General features: G+C 55.5%; 19 protein-coding genes. 9 read left to right on the plus strand and 10 right to left on the minus strand.

Annotated features, from left to right (window positions below):
- Positions 1-3: 3 nt before the first annotated feature.
- A complete protein-coding gene (locus IP581_RS12445) occupies positions 4-1374 on the minus strand; it encodes a YchO/YchP family invasin (protein ID WP_228007862.1) in 1371 nt (456 codons plus the stop codon).
- 145 nt (positions 1375-1519) lie between these two features.
- Between IP581_RS12445 and IP581_RS12450 the strand changes: the two genes are divergently transcribed.
- The 4 genes from IP581_RS12450 to IP581_RS12465 all read left to right on the plus strand — a co-directional run bounded on the left by IP581_RS12450 (position 1520) and on the right by IP581_RS12465 (position 4855).
- Positions 1520-2068, plus strand: a complete 549-nt coding sequence (locus tag IP581_RS12450) for a YbhB/YbcL family Raf kinase inhibitor-like protein (RefSeq protein ID WP_193820512.1) — start codon at positions 1520-1522, stop codon at positions 2066-2068.
- Between the two features lie 80 nt (positions 2069-2148).
- Complete coding sequence (locus IP581_RS12455; protein ID WP_193820513.1) at positions 2149-2502, plus strand: DsrE/DsrF/TusD sulfur relay family protein; 354 nt, start codon at positions 2149-2151, stop codon at positions 2500-2502.
- A 107-nt stretch (positions 2503-2609) separates the two neighbouring features.
- Complete coding sequence (locus tag IP581_RS12460) at positions 2610-4394, plus strand: methyl-accepting chemotaxis protein (protein WP_086868620.1); 1785 nt, start codon at positions 2610-2612, stop codon at positions 4392-4394.
- Positions 4395-4609: 215 nt separating this feature from the next.
- A complete protein-coding gene (locus tag IP581_RS12465) occupies positions 4610-4855 on the plus strand; it encodes a DUF1883 domain-containing protein (RefSeq protein WP_016495815.1) in 246 nt (81 codons plus the stop codon).
- A gap of 9 nt (positions 4856-4864) precedes the next feature.
- Here IP581_RS12465 and IP581_RS12470 read toward each other — a convergent pair whose 3' ends face one another.
- Together IP581_RS12470 and chaB are read right to left on the minus strand one after the other, a co-directional pair.
- Positions 4865-5563, minus strand: a complete 699-nt coding sequence (locus IP581_RS12470; RefSeq protein WP_086868618.1) for a gamma-glutamylcyclotransferase — start codon at positions 5561-5563, stop codon at positions 4865-4867.
- Between the two features lie 171 nt (positions 5564-5734).
- On the minus strand, positions 5735-5965 hold the full coding sequence (gene chaB / locus IP581_RS12475; RefSeq protein ID WP_016495813.1) for a putative cation transport regulator ChaB: 231 nt from the start codon (positions 5963-5965) through the stop codon (positions 5735-5737).
- Between the two features lie 275 nt (positions 5966-6240).
- Here chaB and chaA point away from each other — a divergent pair, with 275 nt between their 5' ends.
- Positions 6241-7341: a sodium-potassium/proton antiporter ChaA gene (chaA, locus tag IP581_RS12480; RefSeq protein WP_086868616.1), complete on the plus strand. Its 1101-nt coding sequence runs from the start codon at positions 6241-6243 to the stop codon at positions 7339-7341.
- Between the two features lie 42 nt (positions 7342-7383).
- On the opposite strand, the gene kdsA is transcribed toward chaA, so the two are convergent.
- The 6 genes from kdsA to hemA are packed head-to-tail and all read right to left on the minus strand — an operon-like array spanning position 7384 to position 12701.
- Positions 7384-8235: a 3-deoxy-8-phosphooctulonate synthase gene (gene kdsA / locus IP581_RS12485; protein ID WP_016495811.1), complete on the minus strand. Its 852-nt coding sequence runs from the start codon at positions 8233-8235 to the stop codon at positions 7384-7386.
- Between the two features lie 36 nt (positions 8236-8271).
- Entirely contained in the window at positions 8272-9081 is an 810-nt protein-coding gene (sirB1, locus tag IP581_RS12490) for an invasion regulator SirB1 (protein WP_016495810.1), read from the minus strand.
- 3 nt (positions 9082-9084) lie between these two features.
- A complete protein-coding gene (gene sirB2, locus IP581_RS12495) occupies positions 9085-9477 on the minus strand; it encodes an invasion regulator SirB2 (RefSeq protein ID WP_193820514.1) in 393 nt (130 codons plus the stop codon).
- Positions 9478-9483: 6 nt separating this feature from the next.
- Entirely contained in the window at positions 9484-10323 is an 840-nt protein-coding gene (prmC, locus tag IP581_RS12500) for a peptide chain release factor N(5)-glutamine methyltransferase (protein WP_193820515.1), read from the minus strand.
- Entirely contained in the window at positions 10323-11405 is a 1083-nt protein-coding gene (prfA, locus tag IP581_RS12505; protein ID WP_086868610.1) for a peptide chain release factor 1, read from the minus strand. Before prfA ends, prmC begins: the two co-directional genes overlap by 1 nt.
- Positions 11406-11444: 39 nt before the next feature.
- Positions 11445-12701, minus strand: coding sequence for a glutamyl-tRNA reductase (hemA, locus tag IP581_RS12510; RefSeq protein WP_193820516.1), 1257 nt, complete (start codon positions 12699-12701; stop codon positions 11445-11447).
- 198 nt (positions 12702-12899) lie between these two features.
- Here hemA and lolB point away from each other — a divergent pair, with 198 nt between their 5' ends.
- The 4 genes from lolB (at position 12900) to dauA (ending at position 17250) form a co-directional block, all read left to right on the plus strand.
- Positions 12900-13520, plus strand: a complete 621-nt coding sequence (gene lolB / locus IP581_RS12515) for a lipoprotein insertase outer membrane protein LolB (RefSeq protein WP_193820517.1) — start codon at positions 12900-12902, stop codon at positions 13518-13520.
- Positions 13517-14383, plus strand: coding sequence for a 4-(cytidine 5'-diphospho)-2-C-methyl-D-erythritol kinase (gene ispE / locus IP581_RS12520; protein WP_193820518.1), 867 nt, complete (start codon positions 13517-13519; stop codon positions 14381-14383). The genes lolB and ispE overlap by 4 nt, the downstream gene beginning before the upstream one ends.
- Before the next feature lie 125 nt (positions 14384-14508).
- Positions 14509-15456 (plus strand): ribose-phosphate diphosphokinase, encoded by a 948-nt coding sequence (gene prs, locus IP581_RS12525; RefSeq protein ID WP_017457137.1) that lies wholly within the window; start codon positions 14509-14511, stop codon positions 15454-15456.
- Positions 15457-15564: 108 nt separating this feature from the next.
- The gene (dauA, locus tag IP581_RS12530; protein WP_228007760.1) at positions 15565-17250 is read left to right on the plus strand and encodes a C4-dicarboxylic acid transporter DauA; all 1686 of its coding nucleotides are present in this window, start codon (positions 15565-15567) and stop codon (positions 17248-17250) included.
- Here dauA and IP581_RS12535 read toward each other — a convergent pair.
- A complete protein-coding gene (locus IP581_RS12535; protein WP_193820520.1) occupies positions 17245-18279 on the minus strand; it encodes a MerR family transcriptional regulator in 1035 nt (344 codons plus the stop codon). The two genes, dauA and IP581_RS12535, sit on opposite strands and share 6 nt — an antisense overlap.
- Positions 18280-18320 lie beyond the last annotated feature (41 nt).

An 18320-nucleotide genomic window follows, 5' to 3' on the forward strand; every position in this document is an offset into this window, starting at 1 on the left:
AGGTTACGGGACTGGCAGCGTCCAGTCCGTGTTACTGTTTTCCGCTGGCGGGATCACCGGCTCCGTCAGCTTCAGTTCAATAGTGTTCGACTCCACGCGCTGCCCTTTATCATCTTCCACCAGTGCCGACAACGTCCAGCGGTTGGTTGCGCCTTCTGCGCTATCCCAGCGCGGCATGATTAATGTCCAGCCATCGCTGCTGCGCCCATTAGCCGGCGGCGTGAGGCTTAACGCCTGGGTGTCACCCTGCCAGGTTATCGAGCGCACACCGTGCGTACTGTTAATTTGCAGTTTCAGCGCCACCGTCTCACCCGGCTGCAAATCCCATGGCGGCGTGGCAAGAAAGACTGATAACGTTTTACGCTGGCGGTATTCGAAAACCGGTGCATTGTTGCGCGTCGGGCTGTCGTAGCGGCTACCGCGTAACGAACGGCTCTCTGCCACCTCGCTGGCAGAGAGTTGCTTCCACAGAGGTACGCCAAAGCGATAGTTCACTTTCAGACCTAAATCGTTCTGGCTGACCCCACTCTCCCCCTGCCGGTGTTCGGCGGTCAGCGTTACCAGCGGGACCGGCGTATAATTCACCCCCAGCTTCACCGCCACCGGGTTGTGATAGCCCGTCCCGGTGTCAAAAAGATCAACGCTGTTGCCGAAATATTGCTCGACGCTGACGCTGGTATTGAGCTGCTGATAAAACGGCAATCGGGCCTGCGCGGTGACATCATAACCCCGCGCCATACGCTGTTGCAGCGTGGCGGTCTGATACTCCCAGCTGTTTACCGGCTGGTAGTAGTTTGCCGAAAAACGTAAATACTCGCCCCACGCTTCGGCACCCAGCCCGGCGCGACCGAGATTGTCATCCAGCAGATTATCGTAAAAGGTGTTATAGCCCAGCAGCCAGTCACCGGCGATCCAGCGCTGGCCGACGCCAACATTGCCCACCAGACCGGCATCCTGCTGCGTTAGCCCAAGCTGGCTCCAGCTGAGATAGCGATTATTATCCTGCAATGGCACAAACCAGTCGCCGTGGCTGCCGGTGAACCCGCCTTCATTATCCACTTTGAAATCCACGCTGGCGCTGCCCCACGGTGAAAGCCAGGATTCTACTTGCTGATTAACTTCGTCGCTGACCACATCACGCAGTTGCCCGAAAGCAAACTGCCGCGCCTGCTCACCGGGGGTCAGGCCGTTATCGGTCATACTGGCTTCACCGAACGCTTTCGCCATCTCGGCGAAATGTTTTTCCTGCGCGCCATTTTCCGCAGCCATGCCAAGATCCGGCAAACCATCGCCGTCATTATCAAAGGGGTTTTCTGCTTGCTGTACGAAGCTATTCTGCCGGGCACTGGCGACGCCGCTTATCAGTGACAGCATCAGAAGTGTGAGGAGAGGATAATTCATATTGTTAAGTTTAACGGTTTTGCCAGGGCTTTACAGCCGCAGACAAAATACCAGGAAAAACCTGATCCTTGCGCTTCGCTGCAGCTACAGTTAATGCACCCCTTACCGGAGAGCTGACATGAACATTAAGCATAAACTTTTGTGTAGTGCGATCCTGTTTTATGCCGCGCAGGCCTGCGCGAACGAGCTGTTTACCCTGCAATCTTCCGCATTTGCGGATAACGCCTTAATGGAGAAAAAATTCGCCGGTAACGCCAGCAATAACCCGAACTGTACCGGTGAGAATTTTTCGCCATCGCTGGTGTGGAACAATCCCCCGGCCAATACACAGAGTTACGCGCTGGTGGTACACGATCCTGAAGGCGCGACCGGGCTGGGCGTAACGCACCTTGTGGCATATAACATATCCCCGTCCAGCACTGGCTTTGCGCAAAACGATCTGCGCGATGGCAAAGGTTATACGGGCGGCAAAAACACGCCGGGGAATCTGCGCTGGCATGGCCCGTGCCCTCCGCCGGGCAGCGGCGCGCATCATTACACCTTCACGCTGATCGCAACGTCGCTTAAACCAACACTTCCCGAAGGGCTTACCCGCGAAGAATTATTCGCAAAACTGAAAGGCCACACGCTCGCCGCCACCGGGCTTATCGGTCGCTTTGGTCAGTAATTGTTGCACCACTGCCTTTCGCCCGCAGCAACGGCGCAGTAGCATAAGCGCCACGAGTCCTGTTTATCGAAGGAGTGAAGATGCAAAAGATCGTGATTATCGCCAATGGCGCGGCATACGGTAGCGAGTCGCTGTTCAACAGCTTACGGCTGGCCATCGCGCTGCGAGAGCAGAGTAGCGACACTGAACTGCGGCTGTTTTTGATGTCCGACGCGGTAACCGCCGGGTTGCGAGGACAAAAACCCGCCGAGGGCTACAACATCCAGCAGATGCTGGAAATTCTGACGGCGCAAAACGTACCGGTGAAACTGTGTAAAACCTGCACCGACGGGCGTGGCATCACCACGTTGCCGCTAATTGACGGTGTCGAGATCGGCACGCTGGTGGAGCTGGCGCAGTGGACGCTGGCGGCCGACAAAGTATTAACGTTTTAATATTGCGGCGAGTTTAATATTTTTTTCTTATGGGTGGCGTTACGTCATCAAGTTTGCCTGCTGTGTTGCCGATAGCCCTTTAAGACAACACAGCAGGTACTATAACTATGTTCAGATCGATTAAGTCCCGTATTATTGCAGCCACGGCGGGGTGTCTCGCCGGCGCTTTGCTGCTTAACACCATTATTAACTATCAGGTAACCAGCCAGCACAGCCAACAAACCCAGCAGGATATTCTCTCCAGCACCAGCGCCAGTCACAGCATTGCGATTGCCGACTGGGTCGCCAGCAAAATGAACATGATTGCCTCGTTGCAAAGCGTGGCGTTAACCGACGATCCCGTGCCGGTTTTCGCGCAGATCGCGCGCGCCGGTGGATTTATCAACGTCTATGTCGGCTATGCGACAAAAACCGCCAAATTCTCCGATCCGGGCGGCGTGCCGGCAGATTACGACCCGACAATCCGTCCGTGGTATCAGCAAGTAGTAAAAGCCGACGCGCCTGTCGTTACTGCACCTTATGTTGACGCCAGCACCGGTGCGCTGGTGGTGACGTTTGCCGTCCCGGTCAAAGAGAACGGGACGTTAAAAGCCGTGGTCGCAGGCGATGTATCGATGGATAGCGTGGTAGCTAACGTGCGCGGTATCAGCCCAACACCGAACAGTACCGGCATGTTGCTGGCGAGTGATGGTTCAGTGATTGCCGCTGCCAACGACAAACTGACCATGAAGCCCTTCTCCGAGGCGATTGGCGGTGTCAGCTTCGAGCAGTTGCGGGCAGGAAAACGGGTAGAAGGTGTTTATGCCGGCGAAGATAAAGTGCTGCTGGCAAGCCCGGTGAAAGGCACCAACTGGCTGCTGGCGGTGGCGCTTGATAGCGCTGATTCTACCGCAGGGTTACGCGCACAACTGAAAGCCTCTGCGCTGTCGTTAATTGTGCTGGTACTTATCGCGGGTGCCTTGATGCACTGGATTGTCGCCACCCTGCTGAAACGTCTGCTGACGGTACGCGATGCCATGAACGCCATCAGCAGCGGCACCAACGATCTCTCGCAGCGCTTACCGGTGGACGGCCATGACGAGGTTTCGCAAATAGCACATGCCTTTAACGCTTTTAGCGACAAGCTTTCAGTAGTGATGGTAAAACTGCGCGATTCCAGCAACTCGGTACAAGTGGCCGCACAACAGATTGCCGCCGGCAACCAGGATCTCTCCGGGCGAACCGAACAAGCCGCCTCCAGTCTGCGCGAAACGGCCAGTGCGGTTGAGCAAATCACGGCGTCGGTGGCGCAGTCTACAGACGCGGCAGCACAGGCCAACGATCAGGCTCATGTGGCGTCCCAGGCGGCATCGCGCGGCGGCCAGGTCGTGACGCAAGCAATCAATACGATGCAGTCGATTGAAGTGGCTTCGGCAAAAATTGGCGATATCACAAGCGTAATTGACGGTATTGCTTTCCAGACCAATATCCTGGCGCTCAACGCCTCGGTTGAAGCGGCCCGCGCAGGCGAACAGGGGCGCGGTTTCGCGGTGGTCGCTGGCGAAGTGCGTAATCTGGCAAGCCGAAGCGCACAAGCGGCGAAAGAGATCAAAACATTGATCGACACCACCACCGAAAGCGTGGCGACTGGTTCTCGTTTTGTCCGCCTGGCGGGTGACAGCATGACCGATATTGTCGCCAGTATCGACAGTGTGTCGGTGATTATGCGTGAAATCTCCGTTGCCACCAGCGAGCAGATGAAAGGCATTCAGGAAATCAACCATGCGGTACTTGATCTGGACCGCATGGTGCAGCAAAACGCGGAACTGGTGGTTGAATCGACCGCCGCCGCTGGCGCGCTGCGCACGCAGGCGACCGAGCTTGCTGAAACTGCCGGTCATTTCCGCATTTAATCTTTTATCGGCGCGTTTTAACCACGGTTTTACGCGCCGACTTCTTTCCCCGCCGAATAATGTAATTTTTGTTTAATCGTTACGTCATTATTTGATCAAAATCAGCATTCGAACCCCATCCGTTTGGTGTTATGCACTGAGTGAATTGTGAACAAAATCACGCACGGGGATCCTTCCCGCACGGATCGCGTTGTTAAAAAACTACGGGGTTAAAAATGGCGGTGGTAAAAGCAAGTCTGAAGTTATTTGGTGGGGATACAGTAGTTGTTCGTTGTTCCGAAAGTTGTCACATTCATTTGATGAGCGAGAAGAGCCGAACGCCGAACGCTCAAACGGATATTCTGAGTGTCCAGAATCGCGCAAGCGCCTATCTGGCTGTGCCGTACAGCGGCGTCTGGAGTGTGCTGATCGACAGCCACAGCCAGTCGCTGGAGCACTCGATCAGCTACGTCGCCGCTTAACGGTTGCGGTTAGCAGGCAAAACCAGGCTGCATTTCGGGGCCTGGTTTTTCTCCCTCCAGCAGCAAACGCACCTTCCCCACCAGATCGTTCAGGCAATCATCCTGCATGCCGAGCTTAATCAGCTCCTGTTCCAGTGAAAAAAGATACTGCGCATTCGTGCCGAGGGGGCCGCTGGCGGCGGCAATCAGCGGGGCGATAGTCTGCGCACGCGTGTCGGATTCGTACAGCGGATGGCGCGGATCCATAATAAACACCAGCGCATTCACCGTGCGGCCATCGTCCAGCGCCAGTTTGCACCAGCTTGGCATGTAACAGCCGGTGATCATTTCGCGTTTCCACAGCAGCGTCAGCTCATCATGCAAGGTGTCATCGGATAAACGGTACGCCACGCCCGTGGTGCGCCCCCCCTCTTTAAGGGCCAGCATGCGGCCAGGCTGACAGGCGGTGCCGCGACCGGCGGTCAAGCGCAGGCAAAAGGCGCGGTGCCAGCCGGTCAGCGTACCGGTGCAGGATTCGTTAAACTCCAGCGCCGGGTTCCACATCAGCGACCCATAACCAAAAATCCACACCGGGCCATCGTCCGGCCGACATGCCAGCGTCGCCGCAAGCGACGCCGCTCGCTGTTCCGCCGACCAAAGTAACGACTCGTCAATATCGCCGAATGCCGTTTTGCAATCCGCTGTTCGCAAAAAATCACGCGTTAACATCTTTTACCTCCGCCACTGCCTGCTTCCGTGCGACTGCTCAACTGCTGCCTTCCCGGCAAATGCTGCTTTAAGCGCAGCTTACTACGACCTTATGCAATTCACAGGCCGCTGGCAATAGCGTCAATCCATCGAATAGAGCTATAAATGGCGAAAAGTAATTATTTCAGCGCGTTACTTCTTTTTATGCCATTTATCATCGTCACCTTTCTGATAATCATTTTTTACCGCAGCCCAGGCAACGCGGTGCGCCGTCTCTTCGCGGCTGGCGTCGCCCTTGCGATCGTCTTTATCCTTATATTGCTCCCAGGCGCTGTTAAACGCCTCTTTATAAATTTCCTGCGCATGGGCAGGCAATACATGTTGCACGCTCTCTGGTAGATCGGACTTCGCTTTATACGGCATTTCACGCTCCTTTTAGCTTAAAGAAGTAAGCCTGGACGACAAACGCCGGGTACGCCAGGAAAGGGAAATAAATTGCCAGAAAGTCATCGTTATCTCACTGTAAGATAAACACAAATTAAACGAGAATGGATATTTTATTTAGTTGATAACAAAACGAAGCGCTGAGGGTAAAACTACGTAAAAAACCCCATGAAAACAGTGATTTTTGTTATTTTATGAGCCGTTCTTTTTGTATCTATAATTCGCAAACACCTGCACTGTGATGGAGCATCATAATGACAACAACGCACGAGGCGGTGAAAACCCGCCACAAGGAGACATCCCTTATTTTCCCGGTTCTGGCGCTGGCGGTGCTGCTTTTCTGGGGAGATTCGCAGTCACTACCAGCGGTTATCGGCATTAATTTATTAGCACTGGTTGGTATCTTATCCAGCGCGTTTAGCGTGGTGCGCCACGCCGACGTGCTTGCCCACCGGCTTGGCGAGCCCTATGGTTCACTGATCCTCAGCCTGTCGGTGGTTATCCTCGAAGTCAGTCTGATTTCCGCATTGATGGCAACGGGCGACGCCGCGCCGACGCTAATGCGTGACACGCTCTATTCCATCATCATGATTGTTACCGGCGGTCTGGTGGGCTTTTCGCTGTTGCTGGGCGGGCGCAAGTTCGCCACGCAATATATGAATCTGTTTGGTATTAAACAGTATCTTATCGCCCTGTTTCCGCTGGCGATTATCGTGCTGGTTTTCCCGATGGCGCTGCCACAGGGCAATTTTACGACGGGTCAGTCGCTGCTGGTGGCGTTGATCTCGGCTGCCATGTACGGCGTGTTTTTGCTTATCCAGACCAAAACGCACCAGAGCTTGTTCGTGTATGAACATGAAGACGAAAGCGATGATGACGATCCGCACCACGGCAAACCGTCCGCGCACGGAAATCTGTGGCACACGCTGTGGCTGATTATCCATCTGGTTGCGGTCATTGCCGTGACGAAGATGAATGCGACGCCGCTTGAAGCGCTGCTGACAGAAATGAATGCGCCGGTGGCATTTACCGGTTTCCTGGTGGCGCTGCTGATCCTCTCGCCGGAAGGGTTAGGTGCGTTAAAAGCGGTGCTGAACAATCAGGTACAGCGCGCAATGAACCTGTTCTTTGGCTCGGTGCTGGCAACGATTTCCCTCACCGTCCCGGTGGTGACCTTAATTGCGTGGCTAACCGGTAATGACCTGGTGTTCGGCCTTGGCGCGCCGGAAATGATAGTTATGGTCGCCTCGCTGCTACTGTGCCAGATATCGTTCTCTACCGGGCGTACCAATGTGCTTAATGGCGCGGCGCACCTGGCGCTATTCGCAGCGTATCTGATGACGATATTTGCCTGACAGGCAGAAATAAAAAACCCCGCACTCGCGGGGTTTTTTTGCTTACTCGGTATCGAGTTCGTCGAAGCTTTTCACCAGATCGTCAATCGCTTTGATCTGTTTTAAGAACGGCTCCAGCTTATCCAGCGGCAGCGCGGACGGGCCGTCACACTTGGCGTTGTCCGGATCCGGGTGCGCTTCAATAAACAGCCCAGCCAGGCCTGTTGCCATCCCGGCGCGCGCCAGTTCGGTTACCTGAGCACGACGACCGCCAGATGCCGCACCGAATGGGTCGCGGCACTGCAAGGCGTGGGTGACATCGAAAATCACCGGCGAGTTATTGGAAACTTTCTTCATCACGCCGAAGCCCAGCATGTCGACCACAAGGTTGTCATAACCGAAGTTCGCACCGCGATCGCACAGGATCACTTTATCGTTGCCGCCTTCGTGGAATTTATCCACGATGTTGCCCATCTGGCCTGGGCTTACAAACTGCGGTTTTTTCACGTTGATGACCGCGCCTGTTTTCGCCATCGCTTCTACCAGATCGGTCTGGCGCGCGAGGAAGGCAGGAAGCTGGATCACATCCACCACATCAGCCACCGGCTGCGCCTGCGACGCTTCGTGCACGTCGGTGATCACTTTCACGCCAAAAGTCTGTTTCAGTTCCTGGAAGATTTTCATCCCCTCTTCCAGGCCCGGTCCACGGTAGGACTTGATGGAAGAACGGTTGGCTTTATCAAAAGAGGCTTTGAACACGTACGGGATGCCCAGTTTCTGGGTCACGGTGACGTAGTGTTCGCAAATGCGCATTGCCAAATCGCGGGATTCCAGCACGTTCATACCGCCAAACAGTACAAACGGCAGGTCGTTCGCGACGTTAATGTCGCCAATGCTGACCACTTTTTGTTTCATAAAATCGCCTTATCGAGTGTGAATCGGAACAAATCTTTAATGCAGGGTAATCTGCTTGTGCGCAATCGAATTGATTTGCGCGCGGATCATTTCGCTTATCGGATCCTCAGGACACTGCTCTACAAAGTAGTTCAAATCATTCAGCGCCACATGGTCGCAATCCAGCTGCGCGTAAATCAGACCGCGATCACGGATCTCATACGGATCTTCGGGATTGAACTGCAACAGCGCTTCACTGGCGCGCAATGCCAGTTCCATCTGCTGCTCTTCCATCAGCGCCGACTTCAATGTATCCAGCAGTTTGCGGATCACTTCGGCATTGTCGGCTTCATCAAGATCTTCATTAAACAGCTCGGCAACCGGGCTGATATTACCCTTCAGCCACACTTCCAGCGTGTGTTCATCCAGCGTGTCGCCGTTAAAGGGGTTAATCAGCCACATTTCGCCATCCAGCCATTCGGCGCGCAAAATAAGCTGAGTCGGGAAAATCACCGGCGTCAGCGGAATATCCAGTTGACCGGCGACCCACAATAAAATCGCGCCCAGTGATACCGCGCTGCCCTGACGGTTTTGCAGCACTTTATCCAGCCATAGCGCGTCAGATAGACGGTACACGCCACGCGTATCTTTAAAACCCCATTCGCCGTAAAACAGCTCAACGAGTTTTTCCAGTTGCCAGTCCTGAGGCTTTGCCTGACCTATCTCCTCACGAGCCAGACTGAGCAACCGCTCCAGTTCGTCTTGCACATATTGTGAAGGAAAGTCATCGCGAATCAGCTCGGAAACAAGGATCATCCCGTCGCATAACGGCGCTTTGTTAAATTCGAAATCAGCTAACGATCTCATGTCTTACCCCAGTATCGGTACTTTTGTGGCGGCGAGTTTAATGATGATGTACAGCACCACCAGCCCCAGCAAAAAGGCGATAAAACCGGTTTGCTGGCTGCGCGGGCGATGTCGCCCCAGCGCAATAAAACCCAAAACGATGTAGATGATAACGCCAAACAGCTTTTCAGTCAGCCATGCGCCTTTAACCGTAAATGGCAAATAGCCTGTTACCCACATCAACCCGGCGCCGCTCAGCAGCAGCACGGTATCCACCGTGTGCGGCACCACCCGCACCCAGCGGGTGTTAATACGCGGATCGCCCGACCAACGCCACCAGTAACGTAAAACGAACAGGCTAATGGTGAGTGCAACAGACGTCAAATGCAATGTAATCAGCACGTTAAAAACGTTCATTGCCTGTTACTCCTGCAACGGCCATTGTCCCAGCGTCAGGCGTTCGTTATCACCATAATCCCGGCACGTTGCGACGTGCTGCCAGCCGTAATGTGCGAAGATAGCGCGAACATCTGCCCCCTGTTGCCAGCCATGTTCCAGCAGCAGCCAGCCGCCGGGCAACACATGCTGGCGGGCATCATCAATAATGGTCTGTAAATCTGCCAGCCCGTTGTCGGCCGCCACCAGCGCACTGAGCGGTTCAAAACGCACATCGCCCTGCGCAAGATGCGGATCGTGCTCATCAATGTAAGGCGGATTGCTGACAATCATGGCAAATTGCTGTCCGTCAAGCGCGCTGAACCAGCGGCTTTGCAGGATCTCAATATTGGTGATGTTCAGATGTTCGGCGTTGCGTTGTGCCAGCGCCACCGCATCCGGAATCAGATCGACAGCCGTGACGTTGCAGTCCGGGCGTTCGCTCGCCAGCGCCAGCGCAATGGCGCCAGTGCCGGTGCCTAAATCGAGAATGCGACACGGTGAGGAAGGAAGACGCGCCAGCGCCTGTTCTACCAGACACTCGGTATCGGGCCGTGGAATAAGGGTTGCCGGAGAGACAAACAGCGGCAGTGACCAGAACTCGCGAACGCCAATCAGATGCGCTACTGGCTCGCCATTCACACGACGAGCCAGTAATGTCGCCAGCTGTTGCAATTGCCCGGCTTCAAGCAAAGTTTCGCCAAACGCGAGAATAAACGTACGCGATTTGCCAGTAACGAAACCCAGCAGGATCTCCGCATCGCGGCGCGGGCTTTCACTCGCGGCCAGCTCATTTATCGCCTGACGCAACCACTGTTGATAATCCATTATTCCTGCTCGGAGAGCGCCGCCAGCTGGTCGGCCTGATATTCCTGCACAATCGGCTCGATCAGCATATCCAGCTTGCCTTCCATCACTTCGTCGAGGCGGTAAAGGGTGACGTTGATACGGTGATCGGTCACACGGCCCTGCGGGAAGTTATAGGTGCGGTTACGATCGCTGCGATCGCCGCTGCCCAGCAGGTTACGGCGGGTTGAGGCTTCTGCCTGCTGGCGTTTCGCGGCTTCCGCCGCGTGGATGCGCGCACCGAGCACTGACAAGGCTTTCGCTTTGTTTTTATGCTGCGAACGTTCATCCTGGCACTCGACCACAATCCCGGTCGGCAGGTGGGTAATACGGATCGCGGAATCCGTGGTGTTAACGTGCTGACCGCCCGCGCCGGAAGAGCGGAAGGTATCAATACGCAGATCGGCCGGGTTAATATCCGGCATTTCGGCTTCCGGCAGCTCCGGCATCACGGCCACGGTGCAGGCAGAAGTATGAATACGACCCTGCGATTCGGTTGCCGGAACGCGCTGCACACGATGACCGCCGGATTCAAATTTCAGACGGCCGTAAACGCCCTCGCCGCTGATTTTGGCGATCACTTCTTTAAAGCCACCGTGTTCACCTTCGTTAGCACTCATGATCTCGACGCGCCAGCGGCGGGATTCGGCATAACGGCTGTACATACGGAACAAATCACCGGCAAACAGCGCGGCTTCGTCGCCACCGGTTCCGGCGCGCACTTCGACAAACGCGTTGCGCTCATCATCGGGATCTTTTGGCAGCAGCAACAGTTGCAACTGCTGTTCAAGCTGTTCGCTTTTTTCTTTCGCGTCGCGCAGTTCATCCTGTGCCATGTCGCGCATTTCCGGGTCGTCGAGCATCATCTGCGCGGTTTCGATATCTTCCTGAACCTGTTGCCAGTCAGTAAAACAGCGCGACACATCGCTCAGCTGTGCGTATTCACGTGACAACGCACGGAATTTATCCTGGTCGGCGATGGTTTGCGCGTCACCGAGCAGCGCCTGAACTTCTTCATGGCGCTCATGCAGGGCTTCCAGTTTGGCAACGATAGAAGGCTTCATAGGCGTAAATGCACCTTTTAATAATAAGAGAGTGTTGTGCTAATCCAGCCCGAGGCTGTTGCGCAGAATATGCAGGCGCTCATCGTCCCCGTCACGGGCGGCCTGCTGAAGAGATTTGGTTGGGGCGTGGATAAGGCGGTTGGTCAGTTTCCACGCCAGGTCTTGCATGATAGTTTGCGGATCGCCGCCCTGCTCCAGCGCGGCAAGCGCTTTGGCGGTCAGCTCATCGCGCGCCGTTTCAGACTGGCTGCGGTATTCGCGAATGGTCTCGCTGGCGCTTTGCGCACGCAGCCAGGCCATAAATTCACTGGTTTCCTGAGCGACGATAGTTTCCGCCTGCACCGCAGCGGCTTTACGCTGCGCCAGGTTGTGCTGAATAATGCTTTGCAGATCGTCGACGCTATAAAGATAAGCGTTCGCCACTTTGCCCACTTCCGGCTCGACATCGCGCGGCACGGCAATATCCACCAGCAAAACAGGCTGATTACGCCGCGCTTTCATTGCGCGCTCCATCATCCCTTTACCAATAATCGGCAGCGGGCTGGCGGTGGAGCTGATCACGATATCAGCGTCTTTCAGACGCTCATCAATGTCGCTTAACGAGATGACTTCCGCACCGACTTCATCCGCCAGCACCTGCGCGCGTTCACGCGTACGGTTGGCGATGATCATTTTCTGCACTTTATGCTCGCGCAGGTGGCGCGCAACCAGTTCAATGGTTTCGCCCGCGCCCACTAACAGCACAGTGACCGACGCCAGAGATTCGAAGATTTGACGCGCCAGCGTACAGGCGGCGAAAGCGACCGATACTGCACTGGCACCGATATCGGTTTCCGTGCGCACACGCTTGGCGACGGAAAATGATTTCTGGAACATGCGTTCCAGATCGCTGGCCTTATCATGCCCACGCTGTGAATCGGCAAATGCCTTTTTCACCTGGCCTAAGATTTGCGGCTCGCCGAGGACCAGCGAATCCAGCCCGCTCGCCACGCGCATTAAATGGCTGACGGCGTCGTTATCCTGGTGCCAGTAGAGACTCTGGCGCACTTCGTCTTCACGCAAATGGTGATAATCACACAGCCAGCGCACCAGCGCTTCTTGCAGGTTATCCCGCTCTTCAACACTCAGATAGAGCTCGGTACGGTTGCAGGTTGACAGCACCACACCGCCTTGCACCATCGGCTGCGACAGCAGGCTTTCTAAAGCCTGGTCAAGCGTTTCCGGCGAAAATGCAATGCGTTCTCGCAACGAAACGGGAGCCGTTTTGTGATTGATGCCAAGAGCTAAAAGGGTCATGAGCGCGGGAATAGTACCAACGTTGATAAGGTTAGACTGTACGCATCATACAGGATGAGTGAGGTCAATAAAAGAGACACTACCCTTTCGGAGTAATTGGTAATTTAATGATTTAAGACAACTTGAACGTAGACGCTGTTTCAGAGCGGCGCTAGCATTAAGCGTAATACTGCAACCTCGCAAGGATTTCCCCTCGTTATGACTCTGCCAGACTTCCGTTTTATTCGCCTGCTGCCGCTGGCAAGCCTCGTGTTAACCGCCTGTACGCTCAATGCGCCAAAAGGGCCAGGACAAAGCCCGGATTCGCCGCAGTGGCGCGAACACCAGCAACAGGTGCGCAACTTAAATCAGTATCAAACGCGCGGCGCGTTCGCTTATATCTCTGACGAGCAAAAAGTGTATGCCCGCTTCTTCTGGCAGCAAACCGGTCAGGATCGCTATCGTCTGTTGCTGACCAACCCGCTGGGCAGCACTGAAGTGGAACTTAACGCCCAGCCGGGTAACGTGCAACTGGTGGACAACAAAGGCAAACGTTATACCGCCGATGATGCCGAAGAGATGATTGGCAAACTGACCGGCATGCCAATTCCGCTTAACAGCCTGCGCCAGTGGATCCTTGGTCTGCCAGGCGATGCCACCGATTATAAACTCGATGCGCAATATCGTCTGAGCGAGCTGAACTACACCCAGGGCGGCAAAAGCTGGAAAGTGGTATATGGCGGATATGACAACAGCCAGCCTGCTCTGCCAGCCAACATGGAGCTGAGTGACGGCAAACAGCGCATCAAGCTGAAGATGGACAACTGGATTGCCAAATGACAACGTGGCCCGCTCCGGCGAAACTCAACCTGTTTTTATACATTACCGGCCAGCGCGCCGATGGCTACCATACGCTGCAAACCCTGTTTCAGTTTCTCGATTATGGCGACACGCTGACCATTGAACCGCGCAGCGATGGAGAGATCCGCCTGCTGACACCAGTCGAAGGCGTGCCAGACGAAGAGAACCTGATTGTACGCGCCGCACGTCTGCTCATGCAGCGCGCGGCGCAAAGCGGTCGTCTGCCTGCGGGTAGCGGCGCAGAGATCGCTATCGACAAACGTCTGCCAATGGGTGGCGGGCTCGGCGGCGGGTCGTCGAATGCAGCTACCGTGCTGGTCGCCCTCAACCACCTGTGGGGCTGCAAACTGAGCGTTGATGAGTTAGCTGAACTCGGTCTGCAACTCGGTGCCGATGTACCGGTGTTTGTCCGCGGTCACGCAGCTTTCGCCGAAGGGGTTGGCGAAATCCTTACGCCAGTCAATCCGCCGGAAAAATGGTATCTGGTCGCGCACCCTGGCGTCAGTATTCCCACGCCGGTGATTTTCAAGGATCCGGAGCTGCCGAGAAATACGCCGCAAAGGTCAATTGATACGTTATTAAAATGTGAATTCGGCAACGATTGCGAGGTTATCGCAAGAAAACGTTTTCGCGAGGTTGATGCCGCGCTTTCCTGGCTGTTAGAATACGCGCCGTCGCGCCTGACTGGCACAGGAGCCTGTGTCTTTTCCGAATTTGACACCGAATCCGCCGCTCGTCAGGTGCTTGAGCAAGCCCCGGAATGGCTGCACGGTTTTGTCGCGCGAGGCGTCAACCGCTCGCCACTAGCGCAGACCATCGCCGGGCAAGCTGAGCTCCGGTGACAACGTCACACCTGTTCCAGACGTTGCATCGCGCTCTTTAATACACCGCATGGATAGAATTCAGCCCTGACCGCACATTTTGGCCGATTCTATCCACCACTGGACGCATGCCTGAGGTTCTTCTCGTGCCTGATATGAAGCTTTTTGCTGGTAACGCTACCCCGGAACTAGCACAACGTATTGCCAACCGCCTGTACACTTCTCTCGGCGACGCCGCCGTAGGTCGCTTTAGCGACGGCGAAGTCAGCGTACAAATCAATGAAAATGTACGCGGTGGTGATATTTTCATCATCCAGTCCACTTGTGCCCCTACCAACGACAACCTGATGGAATTGGTTGTCATGGTCGATGCCCTGCGCCGTGCTTCCGCAGGTCGTATCACCGCGGTCATTCCTTACTTTGGCTATGCCCGTCAGGACCGCCGCGTGCGCTCCGCCCGTGTACCGATTACCGCAAAAGTGGTTGCCGATTTTCTCTCAAGCGTCGGCGTTGACCGCGTACTGACCGTTGACCTGCATGCTGAACAGATTCAGGGCTTCTTCGATGTACCGGTCGATAACGTTTTCGGTAGCCCAATCCTGCTTGAAGATATGCTGCAACTGAATCTGGACAACCCGATTGTGGTTTCCCCGGATATCGGTGGCGTCGTTCGCGCCCGTGCGATTGCCAAGCTGTTAAACGATACCGATATGGCAATCATTGATAAACGCCGTCCGCGCGCTAACGTCTCCCAGGTGATGCACATCATCGGTGATGTGGCAAACCGTGATTGCGTTCTGGTTGACGACATGATCGATACCGGCGGTACGCTGTGCAAAGCCGCGGAAGCGCTGAAAGAGCGTGGTGCGAAACGCGTGTTCGCCTATGCCACTCACCCGATTTTCTCCGGTAATGCGGTAAATAACCTGCGCAACTCTGTGATCGACGAAGTGGTTGTCTGCGACACCATTCCGCTGAGCGATGAGATCAAAGCGCTGCCTAACGTACGTACGCTGACGCTGTCTGGCATGCTGGCTGAAGCTATCCGTCGTATCAGCAACGAAGAATCAATTTCGGCTATGTTCGAACATTAATCGTTGCTGTATAAAAAACCCGCTCAGGCGGGTTTTTTTAGCTTTAAATATTATTTGTATGATTTATTAATTAGTTATCGAATGATTTCCAGGGGACGCAAGATCATTGTGAACAGATTGTTCTCACCTCATGTCATGCCTTTTCGCGCGCTAATCGACGCGTGCTGGAAAGAAAAATACACCACCGCCCGTTTCACCCGGGATGTGATTGCCGGCATAACGGTAGGTATCATTGCTATCCCGCTGGCGATGGCGCTGGCAATTGGCAGCGGCGTGGCACCGCAATACGGGCTTTATACATCAGCAGTTGCCGGGATTGTTATCGCCCTGAGCGGCGGTTCGCGCTACAGCGTTTCCGGCCCGACGGCCGCCTTCGTGGTTATTCTGTATCCGGTTTCGCAGCAGTTTGGTCTGTCGGGCTTGCTGGTGGCGACGCTGATGTCCGGCGTGTTTCTGATCCTCTTCGGGCTGGCGCGCTTTGGTCGCTTGATTGAATACATTCCCCTTTCCGTGACGCTCGGTTTCACCTCCGGGATCGGCATTACCATTGCCACCATGCAGATAAAAGATTTTCTCGGTCTGCAAATGCCGCACGTACCGGAACACTATTTGCAAAAAGTCGGCGCGCTGGTGATGGCGCTGCCCACGCTCAATCCGGGTGATGCGGCGATTGGTATTGTCACCCTTGCCACGCTGGTGCTGTGGCCGCGCCTGCGTTTACGTCTGCCGGGGCATCTGCCCGCGCTGCTGGCGGGCTGCGCGGTGATGCTGGTGGTCAATCTGCTCGGCGGTCATGTCGCGACCATTGGTTCGCAATTTCACTACGTGCTGGCGGATGGTTCTCAGGGCAACGGTATTCCGCAACTTCTGCCGCAACTGGTGCTGCCGTGGGATCTGCCCGGTTCTGAATTTACCCTGAGCTGGGATTCGCTGCGCGCGTTGCTGCCTGCGGCATTTTCTATGGCCATGCTCGGTGCTATCGAATCACTGCTGTGCGCTGTCGTGCTGGATGGTATGACCGGCACCAAACACAAAGCCAACAGCGAGCTGATTGGCCAGGGGCTGGGTAATATCGCCGCACCGTTCTTCGGTGGGATCACGGCAACCGCAGCAATTGCCCGCTCAGCAGCCAACGTCCGCGCCGGTGCCACTTCGCCAATCTCGGCGGTGGTCCACTCGCTGTTAGTGATCATGGCGCTGCTGGCGCTGGCTCCCCTGCTCTCCTGGCTGCCGCTGTCTGCCATGGCGGCGCTGCTGTTGATGGTGGCGTGGAACATGAGTGAAGCGCACAAAGTGATTGACCTGCTGCGCCGCGCCCCGGTGGATGACATTGTGGTGATGCTGATTTGTATGTCACTGACGGTGCTGTTCGATATGGTGATCGCCATCAGCGTAGGGATTGTGCTCGCCTCGTTGCTGTTTATGCGACGTATCGCGCGGATGACTCGCCTGGCCGCAGTGAACGTCAGCGTACCGGATGATGTGCTGGTGCTGCGCGTGATAGGCCCGCTATTCTTTGCTGCCGCAGAAAGTGTGTTCAGCGATCTGGAAACCCGTATCGCCGGGAAGCGCATCGTGGTGCTGAAATGGGATGCGGTGCCGGTGCTGGATGCCGGCGGGCTGGATGCTTTCCGTCGCTTCGTCAACCGCCTGCCGGAAGGCACGGAGCTGCGCGTCAGCAATCTTGAGTTCCAGCCGTTGCGTACGATGGCGCGCGCAGGTATACAGCCAATCCCTGGCCGTCTGGCGTTCTTCCCTAACCGCGATGCGGCCTTAGCCGACCTGTCATCATGAGGCGCGACGCCGCATCATGACTTCGATCGCCCGTTGTAGCCATTGCAGCACCTCGGGCGTCATCCACGTCCCTTTCATCAGATGCGGCTCCTGCTGCATCGCACTGCGGAATTTTTGCTGCGTCTGCGGATCGGTTCCGGCGTAAGACTGAAACAGTTCCAGCCAGCTAGCAGCCAGTCCCTGCGCCTCGTCAGACTCTGGATCTAACGCCTGACGTTGCGCGAGATGCAGTTTCGCCACCAGCGGCGGCCACTCCATCATGCGGTCAAAATAGTGCGCACGGGTAAACGCCATCTCTTGTGGAGACAAATAACGCTGCCAGATGGCGAGCTTACTTTCCGCGAAACTACGGGTAATAAAATCGACCGCTTCCTGCGTAATGCCCGTTTGCTCACGCATTTGGGGTTCCACGCGGTGCATCTCATTTAAGCGGGTCAGAAACTCCGGTTTGTTAGCGGTATCCTGCTCCAGCCGCGTCATCCAGCGGGTTGCCAGCGCCATTGCGCGCGGATCATCCACCGGGCACTTCTGTGCTAAAAGGGTTTGTACTTCGCCCACCATTTGCGCCCAGAACCGCTCGCGCGCCTCATCGCGTGAGGCAAAGGGTAATTCCTGTAACTCTTGCGGACTAAACCAACGATCATACATTTTCATTAACTCCAGGGTCTGTAGCCAGGACTCCAGATCGGGCTCCACACCGCTGGCGAGACCATCACGCAGCGCCGCAAGCTGTGTGCGCAGGGTAACAATATTGCGCATTTGCTTGTCGAGTAGCATGATTTGGTCATCCAGTAATTCCGCCAGCGGCCGCGTTTCCCGCGCCAGATAATCCCCGATTGCCGCCAGTTCCATGCCCGCTTTCGCCAGCGCCTGGATCATATGCAGGCGTTTGACGTCATCGAGCGCATAAAGCCGGTATCCGGCGGCGCTTCGGGCAGAAGGCAAAAGCAGACCGATTTGCTCATAGTGGTGCAACGTACGCACACTGATCCCCGCACGTCGAGCTAACTCCCCCACCTGAATCAACATAGCTGCTCCTTTCTCGCCCACAGACTGGACTATCAAGCCTC

The organism is Kosakonia pseudosacchari (genome assembly GCF_015167415.1).
In the GTDB taxonomy this organism is placed as follows: Bacteria; Pseudomonadota; Gammaproteobacteria; order Enterobacterales; family Enterobacteriaceae; genus Kosakonia; species Kosakonia pseudosacchari.